Below are 25,225 nucleotides of genomic sequence, written 5' to 3'. Positions count from 1 at the left end.
CCGTCCAGCCTGGCGAGCCCCCGCCCGAAAAGCGGCAGTAGTCCGCTACCCGATTTCGCGCCCCCTGGCACCACCGGTCCGAGTAGCCGTGAATCTTCTTCCTGGAGCACCGAATACGCAGGTCAGCGCGGTTGCCCCGGATAGCACAACGCCGGTGACGGGCACGCTGTGCCAGTCACCGGCGAGTACGTCGATCAGCCTTCGGCAACCACCCGAATCTCGTCCCCGGCCTGGTCAACCGGGTCGGCGGGGGTGGTGAACCAGTGGGTCACCTCGCCTTCGTCGAGGTCGGTTGCCAGGTCGCCGGTGGGGAGTACCGAGAGGGCGCCCGCGGTGGCGGAGACCAGGAATTCGTCCACCGCCGGGCGGCCGGTGGCCGCGGTGGTGAAGGTGGTGGATTCGTAGTCGATCTCGTGGTCGGTGCGGAGCGCGGTGGCCCGGTCCAGCGCTTCGGCCTGGGTGAGGGTGGCCCAGGAACCGTCGGGTGCGCTGTAGACGAAAGCCGGGTCGGCTTCGGTCAGGGGGCGGACGCGGTCGGCGTAGGAGACCGGGTGCGAGGGGCGGGCCGCCAGGTCGGCCTTGACGGCCGGGTCGGCGGGGACCAGCCAGCGCACGGCGCCCTCGACGGGTTCTTCGGCGATGCCGAAACTGGCTCCGGCGGCGAGGATTTCACCGAGGGACAGGCCCTGGGCGAAGAGCGCCGCGGCACCGGCCTTCTGAACCGCCCAGACCGCCACCACCGAGTCCACCGAGTGCGGGAGGGCGATGGCGACGATGTCGCCGGGGCCCGCGCCGCGGTCGATGAGCAGGCGCGCCAGCTGCGAGCTGCGGCGGTCGAGGACGTGGTAGGCCACTTCCTCGCCGTCGGCCAGCAGCGCCGGAGCCTGCGGATCCTCTTCGACGACCTCGGCGAGCACGTTCGCGACGGTCCGGTTGCCGACCCGCGCCGCTTCGGAATCGGTTGCGACGACGGTGCTTTCGGCGAGGATCCGAGCGCGCTCGTTCTCGTCGAGGATGTCGATGTCGCCGACCAGGCCCTTGGGATCGCCGAGCAGGGTATCGAGCACCCGGTTCAGGCGCGCGGCGAGGATCTCGACCTCTTCGGCGGTGAACCGGCTGTCCAGGTACCGCATCGCGATCTCGATGGTCGCCCCCGCCATGACGGTGAGGCTCATCGGGTAGTGGGTGTTGTCGTTGATGCCCACGCCGTTGACCGACATGCCGTCGATGGAGCTGGCCGCCGCGATGGCGTCCTTGTCCACCGGGTACGACTCGAACACGACCAGGGTGTCGAATTCCGCGCCCGGTCCGGCCAGGCGCTGGATCTCGCTGAACCCGATGTGATGGTGCTCGAGCAGATCGGCCTGATCGTGCTGGACGCGTTCGAGCAGCCCGCCGATGGTGAGGCGGTCATCGACCCGGATGCGCACCGGCACCGTGTTGATGAACAGGCCCACCATGGATTCCACGCCCGCCAGGTCGCCCGGGCGGCCGGACACGGTCGCGCCGAACACCACATCGCTGCGCCCGGTGAGGCGGCCGATGAGCACCGCCCACGCGGTCTGCACCAGCGTGTTCAGCGTGACGCCCAGTTCCTGCGCCCGCTTGGTGAGCTGGCGCGTGCGCTCGGCGTCGATATCCAGTGTGTAGCGGCCGATTTCGTACTGCTCGTCCTTGCGCGGGGCGGGTGCGAGCGTGGTCGGCTCGCTGACCCCGGCCAGGGCGCGCTTCCACGCGTCCAGCGATTCCTGCCGGTTCCGCCCGGCCAGCCAGGCCAGGTAGTTCCGGTAGGACGCCACTCGCGGCAGCGCGGACACGTCGCCGCGCACCGCGTACAGCACCAGCAGGTCGCGCATGAGCAGCGGCATGGACCAGCCGTCCACCAGGATGTGGTGGGTGGTGATCACCAGGTGCCACTGGTCTTCGGCCACGCGGAACACGATGAACCGCATGAGCGGCGCGACGGTCAGGTCGAAGTGGTCGGCCCGGTCCGCGTCGATGAGCTCACGCATGCGCGGATTGCGTTCCGGCTCCGGCAGATCCGTCAGATCCACCACCCGGAACGGCGCTTCCACATTGTCCAGCACCACCTGGTGCGCCTGCCCGTCCGCGTCGGTGACGAAGGCGGTCCGCAGGCTCGGGTACCGGTCCAGGATGGCCTGGGCGGCAGCGCGCAGGCGTTCGGTGTCCACCGTGCCGGCCAGGTCGAGCAGCGCCTGGATGGTGTAGACGTCCACCGTGTTCTGAGTGAGCATGGCGTGGAACAGCAGACCGCCCTGCAGCGGCGACAGCGGCCACACGTCGGCCAGATTCGGGTAGGCCCGCTCCCAGACCTCGATATCGGACTGGGTCACCTGCACCAGGTTCATATCCGACGGCGTGAAGCCGCCGGCCTCGGGACGCTGCGCGTGGGTGGCCAGCGCGGTCAGCGCCGCCACGAACAGGTCCGCGAACTCCTGTACCCGTTCGCGCTCGAGCAGCCCGGTCGGGTAGGCGAAGGACGCGCCCAGCTGCGGGCCGTCCTCGCCGTCGGTGACGATGGCATTGATGTCGAGGGTGGCGTTGGCGGGCATGTCGGTGTCCATCTCGCCGTCGAGCCGGCCCAGATCGTCCACCGGCACCCAGCCCACATCGGCCATGCCCTCGGGCACGGAACCGGCGGAGGCGCGGCCCAGGTAGTTGAAGCTGATCTGGCCGACATCGCGCAGCTGTGCGCCGGTCTCGGGGTTGAGATGGCGCAGCATGCCCCAGCCCAGCCCCTTGTCGGGCAGCGCGAGCAGCTGTTCCTTGACCGATTTCACGATGTCGCCCAGGGCTTTTCCGCCCTCGAAGGCATCGGCGAGATCGGCCCCGTCCAGGTCCAGGCGGACCGGGAAGGCGGCGGTGAACCAGCCGACCGTGCGCGAGAGGTCCGCGCCCGGCACGATTTCCTCTTCGCGGCCGTGGCCTTCGAGCTTGATCAGCGCCGAACCGCCCGCGGTCTCGCCGCGCCAGCGCGCGACGGCCATGGCCAGCGCCGACAGCAGCCCGTCGTTGACGCCGCCCCGGTACAGCCCCGGCAGCGAGGTCAGCACGGCGTCGGTGATAGCGGCCGGCACCGAGACCTCGACACGCTCCACGGTGGCGAAGGTGTCGATCGCCGGATCGAAGGCCCGCGAACCCAGTTGCGGGTCGGGGGTTTCGGTGACGCGCTGCCAGAACGGCAGTTCCGCGACGCGCTCCGCCGACGCCGACTGCTCGACGAGGGCGTGCGCCCAGCGCCGCAGCGAGGTGCCGGTCTCGGGCAGCGCGATCGGCTGCCCGAAGGCCAGCTGCGACCAGGCCAGACCCAGGTCCGGGATCAGGATGCGCCAGGAGACGCCGTCCACCACCATGTGGTGCGCGACGATCAGCAGCACATCGCGGCGGGCGATGACGCCCTCCTCGGTCGCGCCGAAGGCGAACCAGATGAACTGCACCATGGCCGCGTTCGCCGGATCGAGACGGCCGAGCGCCGCGTCGAATTCGACGCTGGCCGCCTTGGTCAGCCCCTCGTCGGAGATGTCGCCGGGCAGTTCGACCCGATGCACGAGGGCGTCGACGTCGACCGCGCCCTTGGGCAGCGCCTCGAATTCGAAACCGTCCGTGGCGTTCCCGCGCAGGCGCGAGCGCAGCACGTCGTGATGGTCGTACAGCGCTTCGATGGCCCCGACCAGGGTGGCCCGGTCGATGCCGTCCGGCAGCCGCAGCGGCATGGACTGCGAGAACCGTTCGTAGGACGAACCACTCGACAGGATGGCGTGCATGATCGGCGTCAGCGGAATGTCGCCGACCCCGCCGCCGGGCAGTTCGGCCAGGCGCTGCTGGGTGGAATCGCCCGCGAGCGTGGCCACTTCGGCCAGTCCGGCCACGGTGCGCTGTTCGAACACGTCGCGCGGTGAGAACACCACGCCGCGCGCCTTGGCCCGCGACACCAGCTGGATGGACAGAATCGAGTCGCCGCCGAGCGCGAAGAACGAATCGTCCGCGCCGACCTGCTCCAGGCCGAGGACGTCGGCGAACACCTCGGCGAGCAGCGCTTCCATCTCGGTGACGGGGGCGCGGAAATCGCGTGCGGTGAACACCGGTTCGGGCAGCGCCCGCCGGTCCAGCTTGCCGACCGGGGTCAGCGGGATGGCGTCCAGGACCGTGATGGCCGTCGGCACCATGTATTCCGGCAGGCGACCGGCGATGTGCTCGGTCAGCGCCGGAATGTCGATGGAGCGTCCCGCCACCGGCAGCACGTAGGCCGCCAGGATGGTGGCCCCGGCGTCGGTCTTGTGGCCGACGGTGACCGCGAAGTCCACGCTCTCGTGCGAGGCCAGCGCCGCGTCGATCTCGCCGAGTTCGATGCGGAAGCCGCGCACCTTGACCTGGAAGTCGTTGCGGCCCACGTACTCCACTTCGCCGGTGGGGGTCCAGCGGACCACGTCACCGGTGCGGTACATGCGCTCGCCGTCCACGAACGGGTTGGCCACGAACCGCTCGGCCGACAGACCCGGGCGATCGTGATAGCCCCGGGAGAGCTGGATACCCGACAGGTACAGCTCGCCCGCGACGCCGACCGGCACCGGCCGCAACCGGCTGTCGAGGATCAGCGACCGCATACCGCGGATCGGGCCACCGATGGTGACCAGATCGCCCGGGGTCAGCGCATCGCTGATATTCGTCATGATCGTGGTCTCGGTCGGACCGTAACCGTTGTGGAACGCGCGAATCGTGCGGTCCGCCAGCGGAATCGCCCACTTCTCGACCAGATCGGCCGGGACGGCTTCACCGCCGGCGACCAGCACCCGCAGGCTGTCGAGGCCCTTGGGATCGAGGGTGGCCAGCGCCGCCGGGGTGATGAAGGCGTGCGTGGCCCGCTCGCGCTTGATCAGCTCGGCCAGTTCCTCGCCGCCGTAGATGCCCGGCGGGACGATGACCAGGGTGCCGCCCGCACCGATGGCGAGCAGGTACTCCAGCACCGATGCGTCGAACGACGGCGACGCGAAGTGCAGTGCGCGCGAACCGGAATCGAGGTCGTAGCGCACGATCTGCTCGGTGCTGAAGTTGGCCAGACCCGAGTGGGTGACCACGACGCCCTTGGGCATGCCAGTGGTGCCGGAGGTGTAGATGACGTAGGCCACGTGCTCCGGCCGCACCACGCCCCAGCGTTCCGCGTCGGTGACGAGTTCGGCCGAGTGCGAGGCGATCTCGGCCTGCACGATGGGATCGTCCAGGGAGATCCAGCCGGCCAGGCTCTTGACCGGCGGCAGCCCGTCCAGTTCGGCGTCGACGGTGAGGCCGAGCACCGCGCCGGAGTCGTTGACCATGTGCGCGATGCGGTCCGCCGGGTAGGACGGATCGACCGGCACGAACGCCGCGCCCGACTTGGCGACGGCCCAGATGGCCAGCACCGATTCGAACGAGCGCCGGATGGCCACGGCGACCCGTGTTTCCGGTCCGGCGCCGCGCTCGATGAGCACCCGCGCCAGGCGCGAGGAGGCGGCATCGAGTTCGGCGTAACCGAGGGCCTGGCCGTCGAAGACGACCGCCTCGCCGACCGGGTTGTTGGCGACGGCCTCGGCCAGCAGGTCCGGCAGTACGCGCGGCGCGATGGCCGGACCGCCGGTGCGGGCGATCAGGTCGGTGCGCTCGTCGCTCTCCAGGATCTCGAGATCGCCGACGGCCTTACGCGGCGCGGCGATGATCTCGCCGAGCAGGCGCAGGAATCGCTGCGCGAACCCTTCCACCGTGGACTGGTCGAACAGGTCACGGGCGTAACCGAATTCGGCGTACATGCCCGCGTCGGTGTCGTCGGCGCGCGCCTCGGTCAGGGTGAGCATGAGGTCGAACTTGGCGACCTCGTTCTCGAAATCGACCGCCGCGACCCGCAGTCCGGGCAGCTCGAAGGAGCTGTCGGGCAGGTTCTCGAACGACAGCGCCACCTGGAACAGCGGATGCCGCGCGGTGGACCGCTCGGGGTTGAGCAGTTCGACCAGGCGCTCGAACGGAATGTCCGCGTGCGCGAACGCCTTCAGGTCGCTGTCCTTGGCCCGGGCCAGCAGTTCGGTGAAACCGTCCTGGCCGTTCACCTCGGTGCGCAGCACCAGGGTGTTGACGAACATGCCGATCAGGTTGTCCAGCTCGGCTTCGCCGCGGCCCGCGATGGGCGCGCCGATGGCGATATCGCTGGTGCCGGACAGGCGGGCCAGGAACACCGCGAGGGCGGTGTGCACGACCATGAACATGGTCGCGTTATTGGCCCGCGCGATGCGCTGCAGACCGCGATGCAGTTCCTTGTCGATCGGGAACAGCACCCGGCCGCCGCGGAAGGACTGCGCCAGCGGGCGCGGCCGATCCGAGGGCAGGTTCAGCTCGTCGGGCAGGTCGGCCAGTGCGCCGCGCCAGAATTCGGCCTGGGCCGAGATCAGGCTGGTCGCGTCGTCCTCGTCGCCGAGCACTTCGCGCTGCCAGATGCTGAAGTCCGCGTACTGCACCGGCAGCGGCGTCCAGCCCGGTTCGGTGCCGGCGGCACGCGAGGCGTAGGCCACCATCACGTCGCGGGTGAGCGGGCCCATGGACCAGCCGTCCGCGGTGATGTGGTGGGTGACGAACACCAGCACGTGCTCGACGGCGTCCGGCTGTTCGGGGTCCTCGACCCGGAACAGCTTGGCGTGCAACGGCACTTCGGTGGTGACGTCGAATCCGGTGGTGACCAGTCCGGCGACCCGGTCGAGCACCTGCGCCGGGGCGACGGTGATCGGGGTCAGATCCGGAATCGCCTGCGCCACCGGCACGATCACCTGCGCGGCGGTGCCGTCGACCTGCGGGTAGATGGTCCGCAGCGTCTCGTGGCGGCCGATCACGTCGCCCACGGCCCGCTGCAGCGCGTCCACGTCGAGCGCGCCGGTGAGGCGCACGGCGACGGGCACGTTGTAGGCGGCCGAGGCGGTGTCGAACTGGTTCAGGAACCACATGCGCGACTGGGCGAGCGAGAGCGGCACCCGGTCCGGACGCGGTCCGGCGGTGAGCGCCTTGCGATCTCCCGCACCGGCGTGCTGTTCCACCCTGGCGGCCAGGCCGGCCACGGTGGACGCCTCGAACAGCGCGCGCACCGGCACCCGAGCGTCCAGGGCCGCGCCGATGCGGGCGGCGACCTGGGTGGCCAGCAGCGAGTTGCCGCCGAGCGCGAAGAAGTCGTCGTCCGCGCCGATCCGCTCGACGCCGAGCACCTCGGCGAACACCCCCGCCACGATCTCCTCGATCGGGGTGGCGGGCGCGCGGAAGGCGGCGGCCTCGAACTCCGGCTCCGGCAGCGCCTTGCGATCCAGCTTGCCGTTGACGTTCAGCGGCAGCGCGTCGAGCACCACGAAGGCGGACGGCACCATGTAGGACGGCAGCGCGGCGTTCAGCGCCGACTTCACCTGTGCCACATCGATATCCGTGCCGACCAGGTAGGCGACCAGGCGGTCGCCGGTGCGCTGATCGGACTTGGCCAGCACCGCGGTCTGCGCGATCTCCGGCAGCGCCAGCAGCGCGGCCTCGATCTCGCCGAGCTCGATGCGGAAGCCGCGGATCTTCACCTGGAAGTCGATGCGGCCCCGGTACTCCAGCTCGCCGCCCGCGTTCCAAGCGACGAGGTCACCGGTGCGGTACATGCGCTCGGCCGTCCCGAACGGGTTGGCCACGAAGCGATCCGCCGTGAGGTCGGAGCGCCCGAAGTACCCGCGGGCCAGCTGCTCACCGGCCAGGTACAGCTCACCGGGCACGCCCGGCGCGACGGGATGCAGCCGCTCGTCGAGCACGTACACCCGGCTGTTCCACTGCGGCAGGCCGATGGCGACCGAGCCCTGATCGGCGTCGGTGACCAGGTGCGTGGTGATGGACACCGCGGCCTCGGTCGGGCCGTACAGGTTGAACAGGTGCGCGCCCGGGTTGGCGGCCCGGAAGCGCTGCGCCACCGCGGCGGGCAGCGCCTCACCGATGGCCAGCACCCGGCGCAAGGTGTGCGAGCGCACGCCGCCGTGGTCCGGCGCGGCGACCAGCAGCGCGTCCAGCATGGACGGCACCAGGTGCAGGGTGGTGACCCGCTCGCGCTCGATGAGCTCGTTCAGGTACACCGGGTCGCGATGGCCGTCGGCCGCCGCGATGACCAGGCGGCCACCGGAAACGGCCGCCGACCAGAACTCCCACACCGAGAGGTCGAAGGTGGCCGCGGTCTTCAGCAGCACCGCGTCGTCGACGCTGAGGCCGAATTCGGCGGTCTTCCAGCGCAACTGGTTGACGATGGCCGCGTGCGGCACCGCCACGCCCTTCGGGCGACCGGTCGAACCGGAGGTGAAGATGACGTAGGCGGTGTTCGAAGGACGCAGCGGCGCAAGGCGTTCCGCGTCCCGCACCGAATCGGTCGAGACCTCGCTCAGATCCAGCTCGTCGATCCGCACCACCGGCGCGACCGGCGTCGAGAGCTGCGCGTCGGCATTGGTGAGCACGCAGACCGGAGCGGCGGTTTCGAGGATGTAGCCGGTGCGATCGGCCGGCTGATCCGGATCGATCGGCACGTACGCGCCGCCCGCGACGGACACCGCGTACATGGCCACGACCAGATCCACCGAACGGCGGAAGGCCAGCGCCACCCGCTGATCCGGGCCGACGCCCAGCGAGATCAGATGCCGCGCCAGGCGATTCACCCGATCGCCGAGTTCACCGTAGGACAGCACCGCGCCGTCGGGTCCGATGAGCGCGACCGCGGTCGGGATATCGGTGACCATCGAATCGAGCAGTGACGGCAGCGTGGCCGCCCGGCCCAGCTGATGCGCGGTGTTGTTGCGCGCCAGCACCAGTTCGGCGCGCTCGGCCGGCGCCAGGATCTCGTAGTCGCCGACGGCCGTGGCCGGTGCGGCCACGATCTCGCCGAGCAGGCGCACGAAGCGATCCACGAAGCCCTGCACCGTCGGCCCGTCGAACAGGTCGGTGGCGTAGGTGAAGATGCCGGTGATGCCCACCGGCGCACCGGTTTCGTCGTACCGGTCGGTGGCGATCAGGTGCAGGTCGAACTGCGAGATCCCGGAATCGACATCGAGTCCGGCCACGGTCAGGCCGGGCAGTTCCAGGCTGGACTGGGCCAGGTTCTGGAACGACAGGCCGACCTGGAACAGCGGGTGCCGCGCGGTGGAGCGCACCGGGTTGAGCACCTCGACCAGGCGCTCGAACGGCACGTCGGCATTGGCGAAGGCCTGGATGTCGGTTTCGCGCTGGCGGGCAAGGAGTTCGGTGAACGACGCGCCCGACCGCACCCGGGTCCGGAAGACCAGGGTGTTGACGAACATGCCGATCATGTCGTCCAGCACGGCTTCGCCACGACCGGCCATGGGCGTGCCGATGGCGATGTCGTCGGTGCCGGACAGGCGGGCCAGCAGCACCGCGAGGGCGGTGTGCACGACCATGAACAGCGTCGCGCCCTCGGCGCGCGCCAGATCGACCAGCGCCCGGTGGATTTCACCGTCGATGCGCACCTCGACCTTGCCGCCGGCGAAGGACTGCACGGCGGGCCGCGGGCGATCCGAAGGCAGGTCCAGCTGATCCGGCAGGTCGGCCAGGGCCTGCTGCCAGTAGGCGACCTGCTTGGCGGCGAGCGATTCCGGATCGCTCTCGTCGCCCAGCAGTTCGCGCTGCCAGATGGAGTAGTCGGCGTACTGCACGGGCAGCGCCGCCCAGCCCGGCTTCTGCTTGATGGAGCGGGCCGCGTAGGCGGTCATCACATCGCGGGTCAGCGGGGCCACCGAGGATCCGTCACCGGAGATGTGGTGGATCACCAGCGCCAGTACGTATTCCGCGGGCGGAGCGGTGTCGCCGGTGATGGCCGGGAACTGACCCGTCGGGGCGATATCGGCATTGTCGAAGGTGTAGGCCGCGGCCAGGGCGGCGGCCTTGGACTGCGGGGTGACCTCCGGGGCGGGCGGTTCGATACGGAACAGCGCCACCTTCAACGGCACCTCGGCGGTGACGTCGAACGGCGTGGAGACCAGTTCCACCACGGCCGCGGTGACATCGTCCGCGGCCACGGTGCGCACCTCGAGCTGCGGCACGGCCTGGGCCGGCGGCAGCACGACCTGCACCGCGCCGTCCTCGGTCTGCGGGTAGACGGTGCGCAGGATCTCGTGGCGGGCAACGACATCGGCGATGGCGGCGCGCAGCGCCTCCACATCCAGCAGACCGGTCAGGCGCACCGCGACGGGCACGTTGTAGGCCGCGGACTGCTGGTCGAAGCGGTTGAGGAACCACATGCGCTGCTGCGCGAGCGAGAGCGGGATGTTCTCCGGGCGCGGTCCGGCGACGAGCGCCTTGCGGCCGCCCGCCCCGGCGTCCTGTTCCACCCGGGCGGCCAGCGCCGCCACGGTGGACGCCTCGAACATCAGGCGCACCGGCACCCGGGTGTTGAGCGCCTCGCCGAGACGCGCGGCCACCTGGGTGGCGAGCAGCGAGTTGCCGCCCCACTGGAAGAAGTCGTCGTCCAGGCCGATGCGACCGGATTCGACACGCAGCACGTCGGCGAAGACACCGGCCACGATCTGCTCGATCGGGGTGACCGGCGCGCGGAACACCGCCTTCTCGAAGGTGGGCTCCGGCAATGCCTTCCGGTCGAGCTTGCCGTTGGCGTTCAGCGGCAGCGCGTCCAGGGGCATGAAGACCGACGGCACCATGTACGACGGCAGTTCGGCGGCGAGGGCGGTCTGCAACTGCTGCTTGTCCGGTTCGCCGTCCTGGCCGACCACGTAGGCGACCAGGCGATCGCCCAGTACCGGATCGGTGTGCGCGACCACGGCGGCCGAGGCGACCGCGTCCAGGCGCAGCAGCGCCGATTCGATATCGCCCAGCTCTATGCGGAAGCCGCGGATCTTCACCTGGAAGTCGGTGCGGCCCCGGTATTCCAGTTCTCCGTCGGCCTGCCAGGCCACCAGGTCGCCGGTGCGGTACATGCGGGAACCGTTGTCCGCGAACGGGTTCGCGACGAACCGATCCGAGGTCAGGTCGGCGCGGCCGTAGTAGCCGCGCGCCAGCTGCGCACCGGCCAGGTACAGCTCGCCGGACACGCCCACCGGCACCGGCCGCAGGCGCGAATCCAGCACGTACACCTGGGAATTCCATTCGGGCGAGCCGATGGACACCGTCTGCTCGTCGCGTTCGGTGACCCGGTGGTTGGTGATGGACACCGCGGCCTCGGTCGGGCCGTACAGGTTGAACAGCTCGGTGCGCGGATGCTCGCGCACCATGCGCTGGGCCAGCGGCGCGGGCAGCGCCTCACCGATGGCCAGGACCCGCCACAGCGAATCCGGCAGGCCGTCGGTGAGCAGGGCGTCGAGCATGGACGGCACCACGTGCAGGGTGGTCACCCATTCCCGCGCCATCAGCTCGTTCAGGTACGCCGGATCCTTGTGCCCGTCGGGCGCGGCGATGACCAGGCGGCCACCGCAGGCCGCGGCGGACCAGAACTCCCACACCGAGAGGTCGAAGGTCGCGGCGGTCTTCAGCAGCACCGCGTCGGCCGGGTCGAGGCCGAATTCGGTGACCTTCCAGAGCAACTGGTTGACCACGGCGGCGTGCGGCAGCGCCACACCCTTCGGGCGGCCGGTGGAACCGGAGGTGAAGATGACGTACGCGGTGTTCGCGGGGGTCAGCTTCCGGATGCGGTCGGCATCGGTGACCGGCTGATCCGAGTGCCCGGACAGGTCGAGTTCGTCGATGCGCAGCACCGTGGCCAGCTCGGTTTCGAAACCGGCCGCGGCGGTGGTGAGCACGGCGGCCGGAGCTGCCGTCTCGAGGATGTAGCCGACGCGCTCGGCGGGCTGATCCGGGTCGATCGGCACGTACGCCGCACCGGCCTTGGCGACCGCGTACATGGCCACCACCAGATCGACCGAACGGCGAATGGCCAGGGCCACCCGGTCTTCGGTGCCGATGCCGCGCGCGATGAGCTCGCGCGCCAGCCGGTTCACGCGGGCGTCGAGCTCGCGGTAGGTCAGCTGTTCGCTGTCGTCGCCGTGGTCGGCGACGATCGCGGTCGACTTGGGATCGGCGGCGACGGCGGCGTCGAGCAGCGAAACCAGCGTGGCGGCAGCGGCGTTCGGGAACACCGCGTCCAGCTCGTGCGCGGTGTTGTTCCAGCGCCGCAGGATTCGCTCGTGCTCGGTCTCGTCGAGCAGGTCGATCTCACCGACGGTGATGGAGCCGTCGGCGATGATCGCGTCCAGCACCCGCACGAACCGGTCCGCGAACGACCGCACGGTCGATTCGTCGAACAGGTCGGTGGCGTAACCGAATTCGGTGAGGATCTCGGCCGGCGCGCCGTCCTCGGCGTACCGGTCGTAGAGCGTCACGTGCAGGTCGGTCTTGGCCAGCTGCGATTCGAACTGCACCGCGCTGACGTGCAGTCCCGGCAGTTCGAACGCGGTCTCGGCCAGGTTCTGGAAGGACAGGCCGACCTGGAACAGCGGATTGCGCGCGGTGGAACGGACCGGGTTGAGCACATCCACCAGGCGCTCGAACGGCACGTCGGCATTGGCGAAGGCTTCCAGGTCGCGTTCGCGGACCTCGGCGAGCAGTTCGGCGAAGGTCGCGCCCGCGTCCACCTGGGTGCGGAACACCAGGGTGTTGACGAACATGCCGATCAGATCGTCGAGTTCGCGCTCGCCGCGACCCGCGATCGGGGTGCCGACCGCGATGTCGTCGGTGCCGGACAGCCGCGCCAGCAGCACCGCCAGGGCCGCGTGCACGACCATGAACAGCGAGGCGTTGTTGGCGCGCGCCACCTCGTGCAGCTTGGCGTGGCGCTCGGGATCGATATCGAAGCGCAGCGCCTTGCCGTGGAACGACTGCGCGGGCGGGCGCGGCCGGTCGGTGGGCAGCTCCAGCTGATCCGGGAGGCCGGTCAGCGCGCGGGTCCAGTACGAGACCTGCTGCGCGGCGATCGATTCCGGATCGGTTTCGTCGCCGAGCACCTCGCGCTGCCACAGCGCGTAGTCGGCGTACTGCACCGGCAGCGGCTGCCATTGCGGCGCTTCGCCATTGGCGCGGGCCACGTAGGCGGCCATGATGTCGCGCGCCATCGGGCCCATGGAGGAGCCGTCGGCGGAGACGTGATGGACGGTGAACGCGAGCACGTGCTCTTCGGTCTCGGCATCCTCGACCCGGAACATCTTGACCGCCAGCGGGACCTCTTCGATGACGTCGAAGGTGGTCATGGCGAATTCGATGATCTTGCCGAGCAGTTCGGCCTCGGTCACGACCTCCGGGATCAGCGTCAGGTCGGTCTGCGCGGTCGGCAGGATGACCTGGTGCGGGCCGTCGGCCGAGCGCGGGTACACCGTGCGCAGCACCTCGTGGCGGGCGATCACGTCGGCGATGGCCTGGCGCATGGCCTTCAGGTCCAGCGCGCCGGTGAGCCGCACCGCCAGCGGGATGTTGTCGACCGCCGAAGTGCTGGTGTCGAACTGGTTGAGGAACCAGTAGCGCTGCTGCGCCGGGGACAGCGGCAGCTGCGCCGGACGCTCCCCGGCCACCAGGCTGGGGCGGCGGCCGGAACCGGCATTGCGCTCCACGCGGGCGGCCAGGGCCGCCACGCTGGAGGCTTCGAACAGGTCGCGCACCGCGAGCTGGGTGTCCAGGGCCGCGCCGAGGCGGGCGGTGACCTGGGTGGCGATCAGCGAGTTGCCGCCGAGCTCGAAGAAGTCGTCGTCGAGACCGACGCGACCGCCGGAGCCGCCGGCCGCGTTCAGGCCCAGCACGTCGGCGAAGATGCCCGCCACGATCTCCTCGATCGGGGTGGACGGGGCGCGGAACACCTTGGCCTCGAAGACCGGGGCCGGGAGCTGCTTGCGATCCAGCTTGCCGGAGGCATTGAGCGGGAAGGCGTCCAGCACCACATAGGCGGCCGGGACCATGTAGCCGGGCAGGTCGCCGGCGAGGGCGGCGCGCACGGCGTCGGTGTCGACGGTGTGGCCGGCGGCCGGGATGACGTAGCCGACCAGCTGATCGCCGAGGCGATCGTCGGAGCGGACCACGACCACGGACTGGGCGATGGACTCCTGGGCGGTGAGCGCGGCCTCGATCTCGCCGAGCTCGATGCGCAGACCACGCAGCTTGACCTGGAAGTCGGTGCGGCCCAGGTACTCCAGCTCGCCCGCGCCGGTCCACTTCACCAGGTCGCCGGTGCGGTACATGCGCTCGCCGGTGTGGAACGGGTCGGCGACGAACCGGTCGGCGGTCAGTTCCGGACGCGCCACGTAGCCGCGCGCCAGCTGGATGCCGGACAGGTACAGCTCGCCCGCGACGCCCGGGGCGACCGGGTGCAGACGCGAATCCAGCACGTACACACGGGTATTGAAGACCGGCGCGCCGATCGGCACCGACAGCGTGTCGGCGTCCTCCACCTCGTGGTAGGTGACGTCGACGGCGGCTTCGGTCGGGCCGTACAGGTTGTGCAGGCGCGCGCCGGTCAGCTCGCGCAGCTTGTGCGCGGTCGGGGCCGGGAGCGCTTCACCGGAGGCGAACACCTGGTGCAGCGTGGTGACTTCGGCGGCCTTGGGCTCGGCCACGAAGACCGAGAGCATGGACGGCACGAAGTGCGCCGTGGTGACGCCCTCGCGCACGATGACCTCGGCCAGGTAGGCCGGATCGCGGTGGCCGTCCGGCTTGGCGATGACCAGGGTGGCGCCGATCTGCAAGGGCCAGAAGAACTCCCACACCGACACGTCGAAGGTGGCGGGGGTCTTCTGCAGCACCACGTCGTCGTTGTACAGGCCGTATTCGGTCTGCATCCACACCAGGCGGTTGACGATGGCGGTGTGGGTGACGGCCACGCCCTTCGGCCGGCCGGTGGAGCCGGAGGTGAAGATGACGTAGGCGGTGTTGTCGCCGCGCAGCGGGGCGCGGCGCTCGGCATCGGTGATCGGATCGCCGGGGTACTCCAGCAGATCCAGGTCGTCGATGCGCAGCGTCTTCACATCGGATTCGAAACCGTCACGCGCGGTGGTCAATACGACGACCGGCTGGGCGGTCTCCAGCACGTAGGTGTTGCGCTCGATCGGGTGATCCGGGTCGAGCGGCACGTACGCGCCGCCGGCGGTGATGACGGCGTACATGCCGACCACCAGATCCAGCGAGCGCCGCATGCCCAGGGCCACATAGGAATCCGGGCCGACGCCCTCGGCGATGAGGCGGCGCGCCAGCTTGTGCACGCGCGTCGCGAACTCGCCGTAGGACAGACCCGTCCCCTCGAACACCAGCGCGGGCGCGTTCGGCGTCAGCGCGGCCTGGGTCTCGAACATGGACGCGAGGGTGACCTCGCCGGCGCTCGCCTTGCCCGCGCGCACGACGCGCAGCACGTCGTACTCGGTGGCGTTCCAGCCGCGCAGCACCCGGCGGCGCTCGGACTCGTCCAGCAGTTCGATATCGCCGACCGGGGCGGCCGGGGCGGCGACCACGGCGGCCAGCAGGCGCACCAGGCGATCGGAGAACCCGGCCACCGTGGCGGCGTCGAACATATCGGTGGCGTAGGCGAATTCGGCGGCCATGCCGTCGGCGACGCCGTCCGCACCGATGCGCTCGGTCAGGTTGAGGTGCAGGTCGAACTTGGCGGTGACCACGTCCAGGGGCACGCCGGCGACTTCCAGGCCGGGGAGCGCGAAGCTCGCCTCACCGGTGTTCTGGAACGACAGCATGACCTGGAACAGCGGATGCCGGGCCTGCGAGCGGACCGGGTTGAGGATCTCCACCAGGCGTTCGAACGGCAGGTCGGCGTGACCGAAGGCGGCCAGGTCGCTTTCCTTGGTGCGGGCCAGCAGTTCGGTGAAGCTCTGCTCCCCCGCGACCGGCGTGCGCAGCACCAGGGTGTTGACGAACATGCCGATGGCGTCGTCCAGCGCGGCCTCGCCACGACCCGCGACCGCGGTGCCGATGGCGATGTCGTCGCCGTTGCTCAGGCGCGCCAGCAGTGCCGCGAAGGCGGCGTGCACGACCATGAACAGCGACGCGCCGTGCTCGCGGGCCAGGGCGTTCATGCCGCGCAGCAGGTCGGCGTCGATCGAGAACTCGTGCACCCCACCGCGGTTGGACGCCACGGCCGGACGCGGGCGATCCGACGGCAGGTCGATCTGGTCCGGCAGCCCGGCGAGGCTGTCCGACCAGTAGGCGACCTGCTGCGAGATCAGCGATTCGGCGTCGTCCTCCGAACCGAGGGTCTCGCGCTGCCAGAGCGCGAAGTCGGCGTACTGCACCGGCAGCGGCGCCCACTGCGGTGCGAGACCGTTCGAGCGCGCCGCGTACGCGACCATGATGTCGCGCGCCAGCGGACGCACCGACCAGCCGTCGCCGGAGATGTGGTGCACCACGAAAACGAGGACGTGCGTGGGGGTTTCGGCGTCGGCGACGCGGAACACGCCCGCCCGCACCGGCACCGCGGCGGTCACGTCGAAGCCGGTGAGCACCAGCTCCGCGATGCGTTCGCGCAGTTCGGCTTCCGGCACCGTGATCGGCGCGAGGCCGTGGCTGGTGCGGCGGCCGGCGGCGGCGTCGACCTCGGCCATGGTCAGGCCGGTGGCGTCGGCGTAGGCGGCGGCGCGCGGGTCGAAGGCGAGGCTGACCTGGTCGGCGGGCAGGATCACCTGCACGCCACGGCCTTCCGCGTTCTCCGGGTAGACGGTGCGCAGCACCTCGTGGCGTTCGATGACGTCGCCGACCGCGTCGAGCAGGGCGTCGATATCGAGATCGCCGGTGAGGCGGACGGCCATCGGGATGTTGTTGACGGCCGACGCGGTGTCGAAGCGGTTCAGGAACCACATGCGCTGCTGGGCGAGCGACAGCGGAATCTCCTGCGGCCGCTCCCCCGCCACCAGCGCGGCCCGGCTGCCGGTGCCGGTCTCGGCCGCGACGCGCGCGGCCAGCGCCGCGACGGTCGGCGCCTCGAACAGCACCCGCACCGGAATCCGGCTGTCGAGGGCCGCGCCGAGGCGGGCCACCACCTGGGTAGCGATCAGCGAGTTGCCGCCGAGCTCGAAGAAGTCGTCGTCCAGGCCGATGGCCTGCTCGGTGCCGAGCACCTCCGCGAATACCGCGGCGACGGTCTCCTCGGCCGGGGTCGACGGCGCGCGGAACTCGCGCGCCTCGAACTCCGGCTCGGGCAGGGCCCGGCGGTCCAGCTTGCCGTTCGCATTGAGCGGCATGACATCCAGCACCACGAGCGCGGCCGGGACCATGTACGACGGCAGGCGTGACGCCAGATGCGTCCGCAGCGCGTCGGTATCCACGGCAGCGGCGGCAAGTTCGGCCGAACCGGCCGGCACGCCCGCTGCCGCGAGCGCGGCGGCGGTGGGCACCACGTAGCCGACGAGACGGTCACCCGTGCGCGGGTCGGAGTTCATGACCACGACCGCTTGGCCCACGGAATCGAACGCGGTCAGCGCGGATTCGATCTCGCCGAGCTCGATGCGGAGACCACGCAGCTTCACCTGGAAGTCGGTACGGCCCATGTACACGATGTCGCCATTGGCGTTGCGACGCACCAGGTCACCGGTGCGGTACATGCGCTCACCAGCCGCGAGCGGGTTGGCCACGAAGCGATCCGCGGTCAGATCGGCCCGGCCGACGTAGCAGCGCGCGAGCTGGTCGCCGGCCAGGTACAGCTCACCCGAGACACCCGGGGCGACCGGATGCAGACGCGAATCCAGCACGTATGCACGGGCATTCCACACCGGGCGACCGATCGGGACAGCGCCCCGCACGTCCTCCGCGACCGGCGCATAGGTGGCGTGCACGGTGAATTCCGTGGGTCCGTACAGGTTGTGCAGCGGCGCGTCGCTGACGCGACGGAACGCCCGCACCACGTCGGACGTAAAGGCTTCACCGGCGATGAGCAGCGCCCGCAGCGAGGTCAGCTGGGCCGCGTCCACACTGGACGCGAACACGCTGAGCATGGACGGCACGAACGAAGTGAGGGTGACGCCCTCTGCTGCGATCACGTCCGCCAGGTACTGCGGATCGCGGTGCCCGTCGGGCGTGGCGATGACCATGCGGCCACCGGTGGCTATGGGGGCGAACAGCTCCCAGACCGATACGTCGAAGGTCTGCGGGGTCTTGAACAGTACGACGTCGTCGGTGTCGAGACCGTATTCGTTGCTGATCCACGCGATCTGGTTCACCGCGGCGGCGTGCGAGACGGCCACGCCCTTGGGGCGGCCGGTGGAACCGGAGGTGAAGATCACGTACGCGGCGTTCGAGGCACGCAGCGGCGCAATCCGATCCGCGTCGGTCAGCGGCGCGTCGGAGTAACCCGACAGGTCCAGCTCATCGATGCGCAGAACCGTGCCTCGCAGCGCGGCCGGAACCTCGGCAGCTGCGGACGACCCGTCCGTTCCGGCGTGGTTCTGGCCGGAATCCGCCGCGCTCGCCAATTCGGCGACGTCGAAACCATCACGCGCGGTGGTCAATACGACCACCGGGTCGGCGGTCTCGATGACGTAGGCGATGCGGTCGGACGGCTGGTCCAGGTCCAGCGGCACGTACGCGCCACCGGCGGCCAGGACCGCGTACATCGCGATGACCAGGTCGGTGGAGCGGCGAATGCCCAAGGCCACCAAGGTGTCCGGGCCCACGCCCGCTTCGACGAGCTTGCGGGCGAGCTGGTGCACGCGCCCCGCGAACTCGCCGTAGGACAGACTCGTCCCCTCGAAGGTGAGCGCGGTTTCGGCGGCGGACTGGACGGCTTGGGCTTCGAACACCGAGACCAGGGTGTTCGCGGCGGCGTCCGTCTTGCTCCGGCGCGAGCCGCCGGTGAGCGCGACGACCGCCGGGCCCATGTCGATGGCGGTGTTGTTCCAGTGCGTGACGACCTGCTTGCGCTCGGCGGCGTCCAGGAGCTCGATATCGCCGAGGGCGCGATCGGGTTCCGCCGCGATGCCTTCCAGCAGGCGGGCGAAGCGCTGTCCGAACGCCGTCATGGTGGCGGCGTCGAACAGGTCGGTGGCGTAGATGAGTTCGGCGGTCAGGCCGGCGGGGACCGCGCCGTGGCCGTTGCCGGCCGCGTCGGTGGCGGAAGTCTGCTCGGTCAGCACCAGCTGGAGGTCGAACTTGGCGGTGTCGATCGGCAGGTCCACGCCGCTGACGGTGAGCCCGGGCAGCTCCAGTTCGGAGACGCCCTGGTTCTGGAGCGACAGCATGACCTGGAACAGCGGGTGCCGGGCCTGCGAGCGGGCCGGGTTGAGGATCTCCACCAGGCGCTCGAACGGCAGGTCGGCGTGGCCGAAGGCCTGGATGTCGGTGGCGCGCACCGATTCCAGCAGTTCGGTGAAGCTCGCGCCGCCGTCGACCGGGGTGCGTAGCACCAGGGTGTTGACGAACATGCCGATCAGGTCGTCGAGCGCGCGCTCGCCACGACCGGCGACCGGGGTGCCGATGGCGATATCGGATTCCCCGGACAGGCGCGCCAGCAGGGTGGCCAGCGCGGCGTGCGCCACCATGAACAGCGTCGCGCCCCGGGTGCGGGCCAGTTCGGCCAGCTTGCCGTGGGTTTCGGCGTCGATGGTGAACACGTGGGTGGCGCCGTGGCCCGAGGCCACCGCCGGACGCGACCGGTCGGCGGGCAGTTCGAGCTGGTCGGGCAGGCCGCGCAGGGTTTCGCCCCAGTACGAGATCTGCTGGGAGATCACCGATTCGGGATCGGACTCGTCGCCGAGCACGGCGCGCTGCCACAGGGCGAAGTCGGCGTACTGGACTTCCAGCGCGCGCCAGCCCGGTTCGCCGCCTTCGACGCGAGCGCCGTACGCGGTCATGACATCCCGGGTGAGCGGGCCCATGGAGAAACCGTCGGCCGAGATGTGGTGCACCACCAGCGCGAGCACGTGCTCGGTGGGGCTGATCTCGAACAGGCGGGCCCGGAACGGCACCTCGGCGGTGACGTCGAAGCCGGTCAGCACCAGCTCCGAAAGCGCCTGCGGCAGGCCGGCTTCGGTGACCTCGATCGGGGTCAGGTCGGGGATGACCTGGCCGGTCGGGACGATCTCCTGGTAGGCGGCGCCGTCGATCTCCGGGTAGCGGGTGCGCAGCGATTCGTGGCGCGCCAGCACATCGGCGACGGCGATCTGCAGGGCCTGGCGATCCACCAGACCCGACAGCCGCACGGCGGCCGGGATATTGTCCACGGCCGATTCGGGATCGAACCGGTTGAGGAACCACATGCGCTGCTGCGCGAGCGAGAGCGGCAGGCGCTCGGGGCGTTCCTGCGCGGTCAGCGCCTGACGCGCGCCCGCACCGGTATGGGTTTCGGCGCGTGCGGCCAGGGCGGCCACGCTGGAGGCCTCGAAGATCTCGCGCACGCCCAGCTGGGTGTCCAGGGCGGCCGACAGGCGGGCCGCGACCCGGGTGGCGCTGAGCGAGTTGCCGCCGAGGGCGAAGAAGTCGTCGTCCAGGCCGACCCGTTCCAGGCCGAGGATCTCGCCGAACACCCCGGCCACGATCTGCTCGACCGGGGTGACGGGGGCGCGGAAGACCGCGGCCTCGAACACCGGCGCGGGCAGCGCCTTGCGGTCCAGTTTGCCGGAGGCGTTGAGCGGGAACTCGTCGAGCACCATCAGGATGGACGGCACCATGTACGCGGGCAGGCCGTCGCCCAGTTCCGCGCGCACGGCTTCGCTGTCCACCACGCGCCCGGCGGCCGGGATCACGTAGGCGACCAGCTGATCGCCGGTGTGCACGTCGGAGCGCACCACGACCACCGATTGCGCGATGGCATCGAGTGCGGTCAAAGCGGATTCGATCTCGCCGAGCTCGATGCGCAGACCGCGCAGCTTGACCTGGAAGTCGGTGCGGCCGATGTAGTCGAGTTCGCCGTCGGCGGTCCACACCACGAGGTCGCCGGTGCGGTACATGCGCTCGGATTCGCCGAACGGGTTGGCCACGAAGCGATCCGAGGTGAGGTCGGGGCGCGCCACATACCCGGTGGCGAGCTGATCGCCCGCCAGGTACAGCTCACCCGCGACGCCCACCGGAACCGGCCGCAGGCGCGAATCCAGCACGTAGACCTGGGTATTGAAGACCGGGCGGCCGATCGGCACGGAATCGATGTCGGCGTCCACGACCCGGTGGTAGGTGACGTCGACGGCGGCTTCGGTGGGGCCGTACAGGTTGTGCAGCTCCGCGCCGGTCAGCTCGCGCAGCTTGTGCGCGGGCTTGGGCGAGAGCGCCTCACCGGAGGCGAACACCATGCGCAGGCTGGTGCACTGCGCGGCAGCGGATTCCGCCACGAACACCGCGAGCATCGACGGCACGAAGTGGGTGACCGTCACGCCCTGGGCGGCGATGAGCTCGGCCAGGTAGGCCGGATCGCGGTGGCCTTCCGGCTTGGCGACGACCAGCTTCGCGCCGATCTGCAAGGGCCAGAAGAACTCCCACACCGACACGTCGAAGGTGGCGGGCGTCTTCTGCAATACGACGTCGTCGGCGGTCAGCCCGTATTCGGACTGCATCCACACCAGGCGGTTGACGATGGCCGAGTGCGGCACCGCCACGCCCTTGGGGCGGCCGGTGGAACCGGAGGTGAAGATGACGTACGCGTTGTTCGATTCGCGCAGCGGGGCCCGGCGTTCCGAGTCCTTCAGCGGCGCGGCCGAGTAGCTGGACAGCTCCAGCAGATCGATGCGCACCTGCGCGGTGTCGATCGGCAGGTCCTCGCCGGAGGTCAGCACGGTGACCGGATCGGCGGTGGCCAGGATGTATTCGATGCGCTCGGCCGGGTGGTCCGGGTCGAGCGGCACGTACGCGCCGCCGGCCACGGTGACGGCGTACATGCCGACCACCAGGTCGAGGGAGCGGCGCATGCCCAGGGCCACGAAGGATTCCGCGCCGACGCCGCGTTCGATCAGCCAGCGCGCCAGACGGTGCACCCGATCGGAGAACTCGGCGTAGGACAGACTGGTCCCCTCGAAGCTGACAGCGGTCGCGTCGGGGGTCCGCGCGGCCTGCGCTTCGAACAGCGCGACCAGGGTGTCGGCGTCGTCGCCGGAGGCGGTGAGCACGCGGGTGAGCGCACCGGTGGCCGCCGCGTCGTCGACATCGCGGCGCAGGCTCGAATCCACCACGCCGCCGGTGAGTTCCAGCAGTGTCGCGTCCACGTCGAAGCCGGTGTCGTTCCAGCGGCTGACGACCAGTTCGCGTTCGGCGGCATCGAGGAGTTCGATATCGCCCACGGCCGCATCGGGTTCGGTGGTGAGCGCGTGCAGCACCCGGATCAGGCGGTCGGCGATGCGTTCCACGGTCTGCGCGTCGAACAGGTCGCGCAGGTAACCGGCCCGAATGCGCAGGCGGGTGTCCAGCTGGGCGATGAGCGTCAGCGGGTAGTGGGTGGCGTCGGCGGCGTCCAGGCCGGTGACGGCCATGCCGTCGATATCGGCGGCCTGCGCCTGAATGCCTTCGGCGTCAACGGGATACGACTCGAACACCACGAGGGTGTCGAAGAGCCCGCCGATGCCCGCCGCCGACTGGATGTCGGCGAGACCGATGTAGTGGTGATCGAGCAGGTCGGCCTGTTCGCCCTGGGTGCGGGTGAGCAGCGCGCGCACCGGTTCGGCCGGATCGAAGGCGACCCGCACCGGCACGGTGTTGATGAACAGGCCCACCATGGATTCCACGCCGGACAGCTGGGCCGGGCGGCCGGACACGGTGGTGCCGAACAGCACGTCGTCGCGTCCGGTGAGGCGGCCGAGCAGCACGCCCCAGGCGACCTGGAGCACGGTGTTCGGGGTGACGCCGAGATCGGCGGCCAGGGCGGTGAGGCGCGCGGTGGCGGCCTCGTCCAGTTCGAAGAAGTGCTCGCCGGACAGCGCCGTGATCTCGCGGCCGGCATCCGGGCGGGTGAGCAGGGTCGGCTCGGAGACGCCGCGCAGCGACCGCTGCCAGGCGTCCAGCGAGGCCGTACGATCCTGCGCCGCAACCCATTCCAGGAAGTGACGGTAGGAGCGCACCGGCGGCAGCACGCTGGTGTCGGAATGCGTGGCGTACAGCACCAGCAGGTCCTGCATGAGCAGCGGCATGGACCAGCCGTCGAGCAGGATGTGGTGGTTGGCCACGGCCAGCTGCCAGCGATTCGCTTCGACACGGACCAGGGTGTAGCGGATGAGCGGCGGCTCGGTCAGGTCGAATCGCCGCATGCGGTCGGCGGCGATGAGCTCGGCGGCCGCGGCCTCCGGGTCCTGTGCGCCGGTGACGTCGTGTTCGGCCCACGCCACGTGGACGCCGTCGATGACCAGCTGCACCGGCACGCCCGAGGCATCGGAAACGTATGCGGTGCGCAGGATTTCGTGGCGTTCCAGCAGCGCCTGGGCGGCCGCGCGCAGGCGGTCGCCGTCCACCCGGCCGGTGAGGGTGAGCACCGCCTGTGCGGTGTACACGTCCACCGAGGTGGCGGCCAGCTGGGCGTGGAAGAGCAGACCGGCCTGCAGCGCGGACAGCGGCCACACCTGGGTGAGCCCGCCGAATCGCTGCTCCCAGCCGTCGATATCGCGCTGGGTGATCCGGACCAGGCCGAAGTCGGACGGCGTGTGCCCGCCCGCCTGCGCCGATTCCGCGTGGTGCGCGACGGCTTCCAGCGCGGCGGTCCACACGGTGGCGAACTCGGCCACCTCGGCCGCGCCGAGCAGGGTGCTCGGGTAGCCGATGTTCGCGGTCAGCTTGTCGCCCACCACGATGGCGTTGATGTCGATCGGGGCCATCGCGGGCATATCGGCGTCGTAGGCGCCGGCCAGGTCGCCCAGCTCGGGGGCGGGGATCCAGCCGAAGCCGCGCAGCGCGTCCGGCACATCGCCCTCGTTGACGCGGCCCAGGTAGTTGAAGCTGACCTGGCCCGGCAGCTGCTTGGGCAGCTGGTCGGCGGTGGCCTGGTTCAGGTAGCGCAGCAGGCCGTAGCCGATGCCCTTGTCCGGCACGGCGAGCAGCTGTTCCTTGACCGTCTTGATGGCGCGGCCCATGGCCTCGCCGCCGGCCAGCGCGGCGTCCACGTCGATGCCGGCGAGGTCGAAGCGCACCGGGAAGATGGCGGTGAACCAGCCGACCGTGCGGGACAGGTCCGCGCCCGGCACGACCTCTTCCTCACGGCCGTGGCCTTCCAGGCGGATCAGCGCGGAGTCGTCGGCCGCAATTCCCTTGTCCGCGCGCCACTTCGCGACGGCCAGTGCGAGCGCGGTCAGCAGACCGTCGTTCACGCCGCCGTGGAAGAGCGCGGGCACGGTGGTGAGCAGCGACTTGGTGACCTCGGCGGACACCTCGACGCGATGCTTCTCGATGGCGGCGGTGACGTCCACGGCCGGATCCAGCGCCCGGGTGGTGAGCAGCGGGTCCGGGCCCTCGACGACGCCACGCCACCAGGCGAGTTCGGCGACCCGCTCGTCGGTGGCGGCGTCGCGCTCGAGCGCGTGCGCCCAGGTGCGCATGCTGGTCGCGGGGGCGACCAGTTCGGGGGTCTGCCCGGCGGACAGCTGACCCCAGGCGGTGACGAAGTCCGGCACCAGGATGCGCCAGGTGACGCCGTCGACCACGAGGTGGTGCGCGGCGACGACGAGGCGGCCCGCACGCGGGCTCGTGGTATCGGAAGCCGCGGGAGCCAGCCACAGGAACCGGATCACCACGCCGGTGGTCGGATCCAGCTTGTCGAGGGTGGCATCCAGTGCGGCGGTGGCGATCTCGACGAGTTCGGCATCGGTGGCGGCCGGATCGAATTCGACGCGGTCGATGAGCGCGTCCACGTCGACGGCGCCGACGGCGGCCGTCTCCACGATCCAGTCCGCGCCCGGCACCCGGCGCAGGCGCGCCCGCAGCATGTCGTGGCGGTCGATGACCGCGCCGACGGTGGCGGCGATACCGGCCCGGTCGATGCCGATCGGCAGCTCGAGGGCCATGGTCTGGTTGAACCGGCCGAATGCGCCCGGCCGCTCCACCATGAACCGCACCACCGGGGTGAGCGGCATGACGCCCACGCCGCCGCCGGGCAGCTCGACCAGCTTGGGCGCCGAATCGCCCTGGCCGTCAGCGGTTTCCGCGACCGACGCCAAGCCGGACACGGTGCGCTGCTCGAACACGTCGCGCGGCGAGAACACCACGCCGCGCGCCTTGGCCCGCGACACCAGCTGGATGGAGACGATGGAGTCGCCGCCCAGGGCGAAGAAGGAATCGTCGATGCCGA

At 70.5% G+C, this 25,225-nt stretch carries 1 protein-coding gene (running past one end of the window); it reads right to left on the bottom strand.

Going from position 1 to position 25,225, the window contains the following annotated elements:
• Positions 1 to 194 precede the first annotated feature (194 nt).
• Positions 195 to 25,225, bottom strand: the 3' portion of a protein-coding gene (locus NY1_RS08630) for a non-ribosomal peptide synthetase (RefSeq protein WP_067710259.1). 19,672 nt of this gene lie beyond the right edge of the window; only the last 25,031 of its 44,703 coding nucleotides appear in the window; its start codon lies off the right edge, out of view — the gene reads right to left on this strand; it ends in the stop codon at positions 195 to 197.

The organism is Nocardia yamanashiensis NBRC 100130, assembly GCF_001613325.1.
Taxonomy (GTDB): Bacteria; Actinomycetota; Actinomycetes; order Mycobacteriales; family Mycobacteriaceae; genus Nocardia; species Nocardia yamanashiensis.
Note: the sequence above shows the minus strand (reverse complement) of the source record. Positions and strands in the feature narration are given on the sequence as shown.